The 2495-nt window shown below is 78.1% G+C and carries 2 protein-coding genes; both read right to left on the reverse strand.

Annotated features, from left to right (window positions below):
* Positions 1-96 precede the first annotated feature (96 nt).
* Complete coding sequence (locus NH602_RS30075) at positions 97-1557, reverse strand: DNA polymerase IV (RefSeq protein ID WP_253069589.1); 1461 nt, start codon at positions 1555-1557, stop codon at positions 97-99.
* Positions 1558-1564: 7 nt separating this feature from the next.
* Positions 1565-2272 carry a 4'-phosphopantetheinyl transferase superfamily protein gene (locus NH602_RS30080; protein ID WP_253069590.1) on the reverse strand — a complete coding sequence of 236 codons (708 nt, stop codon included), beginning with the start codon at positions 2270-2272 and terminating at the stop codon, positions 1565-1567.
* Positions 2273-2495: the final 223 nt, after the last annotated feature.

The following is a 2495-nucleotide window of genomic DNA, read 5'->3' on the forward strand; positions in this document are numbered from 1 at the left end:
CCGCTCCCGCGCTGCGCGCCCGGATCGCCGAGGGCAGCCGCGTCGCACCGCCGCACCGCAGCCCGCTGATCGGCTGAACCCACCCGGGGCCCGGGCTCAGGCCCGCCAGCTGCCCAGCGGGTCGGCCCGGGTGAGGTCCTGGTCGGCGGCGTCGAACGTGCGGGTGCGTCCGGGGCCGGTGAGCGCGGTCTCGAACCGCACGGTGACCCGCCCGTGCCCGGCGCCCTGGACCCAGCCGTGGCCGTGCTCGGGGTGGGCGACGTCGTCGCCGGCGCGCCAGGGCCGGTCCGGGTCGGGTTCGCGGTCGGGCCGGTCCGGGCGGAGCGGCCCGACCGCGTCGCCGGGCTCCTCGGTCGCGCCGGTCCCGCCGGCTGCGTCGTTCTCCGGGGATGCGTCGAGCACGGTCACCCCCGCCGCGGCGGCCGGGCCGGCGGTCGCGGGCGGTGAGTCGGGGGCCTGGGCCGTCGTCCACCCGCTCTCCGAGGGCACCGCGTCGAACAGCGCCAGTGGCGGCTCGTCGCCGAAGCCGGACACCGACACCCCCAGCAGCCGCACCCCGCCCTCGCCGACGGCGCCCTCGGCCAGCCGTCGGGCCACCGCGACCAGGGTCGCCAGGTCCCGGGTCCCGAAGGGGGTCGTCTCGGACCGGGTGTGGGTGGCGAAGTCCCCGGTCCGCGCCTTCACCGTGACGGTGCGGGCGGTCCGGCCGTCGGCGACCAGGCGCCGGTGCACGGCGACGCAGATCGACTCCACCGCGGTGTGCACCGCGCTCATCGCGGTCAGGTCGGTGTCGAAGGTCGTCTCCGCGCTGATCTGCTTGGCCGCGCCGCGCGGGGCGACCGGACGGTCGTCGACACCGCGGGCCAGGCGGTGCAGCTCGGACCCGACGGCACCGCCCAGCACCCCGGCGACCTCGCGGGCGTCCATCGCGGCGAGCTGTCCGATCGTCTCGATCCCGATCTTCCGCAGCGCCTCGCCGGAGACCGGTCCGATGCCCCAGAGCGACCGCACCGGGAGCGGGTCGAGCACGGCGGCCTGATCGGCGTGGGCGATCACCCGCAGCCCGTCCGGCTTGGCCAGCTCGGAGGCGATCTTCGCGACCTGCTTGCCCGACCCGGCCCCCACCGAGGCGGGCAGCCCGGTGCGCTCGCGCACCGCGCCGCGCAGCCGGGTGCCCCACTCCCGCACCCGGTCCGGGGAGGCCCCCACGAGGTCGGGCGGCTCCACGAACGCCTCGTCGACCGACACCGGCTCGAGCACCGGGGAGAACTCGCCGAGGACGGCCATGACCTCTTCGGACAGCGCCTTGTACAGCGAGAACCGGGGCGGCAGGACGGTCGCGTGCGGGCAGCGCCGCCGCGCCTGCCCCATCGGCATCGCCGAGCGGGCCCCGAACACCCGCGCCTGGTAGCTCGCCCCCGCGACGACGCCGCGCGGTCCTGCGCCGCCGACCAGGACCGGCCGGTCGGCCAGGGTGGGCCGGGTCAGCTGCTCGACCGAGGCGAAGAACGCGTCCATGTCGAGATGCAGCACCCAGCGGTCGGCCGCCGCGGTCACCTCACCATCACCCGTGCATCGTGCCCCGGCGCACCGACAGGACCGCGTCGCCGTCGGCGACGGTGACGACCGGGGCCACCGGCCCCGCCCCGGCGACGGCGCCCGGGTGGTCGTCGAGGCCGGTGGCGACGTCGGCGACCCACCAGTTCCCGCCGGTGCCGGTCCAGCCCAGCACCCGGGCCGGGGCGTGCGGCGGGGACAGCGTGATCGCGTCCATCGGGCTCGACAGGCCCTCGCCGGTGGCCTTGAGCAGCGCCTCCTTGCGGGTCCAGGTGACCAGGAACCCGGTGCCGTCGGGCGTGCCCGCGGCGAGCTCGGCGGGGGAGAGGGCGTGCCGGACGAGGCCGTCGAGGCCGGACAGCGGGCGGTGCGCCTCGACATCGACGCCGACCGGGCCGGTCCCGACCGCGACGCCGACCAGCGCGCCGGAGTGGGTCAGCGAGAAGCCGGGGTCGTCGCCGTGCCCGGCCAGGCGCGGCTTGCCGTGCGGCTCCCCGCAGCGACAGGTCCGGTCCAGGACGAGCGCGGCGGGGTCGGTGTCGAGCCGCTCGGCGAGCACGAGCCGGGCCAGGGCGTGCGCGGCGAGGTAGCGGGCGCGGTCCTCGTGCCTGCGCAGTGCGAGGAGCCGCTTGCGTTCATGGGCGTCCAGCAGTGCGACGAGGTCGGCGCGGTCGCCGGGATCGGCCGGGGCGGCCCACCAGACGGTGACGGTCACGGCGTCCAGCCTTCCACGTCGCCCCCGCGCCGGGCCGCACCGCCGGGAGTGATCACGGATCGGGCACGCGGAGGGTCGCCCGCCGACGTCCCCGGTGCCCGATCGGTGATCGTGCCCGTGCCCTCAGCCGCTGCGGCGGGCGGCGAAGTCCGTGCGGACGTGGGCCGGGCGGGCCTGCGGGGCCGGCCCTGCCGTGCGCGGTGCCGGCGGGCCGCCCGGCGCG

This window comes from Pseudonocardia sp. McavD-2-B (assembly GCF_024124365.1).
GTDB lineage: Bacteria > Actinomycetota > Actinomycetes > Mycobacteriales > Pseudonocardiaceae > Pseudonocardia > Pseudonocardia alni.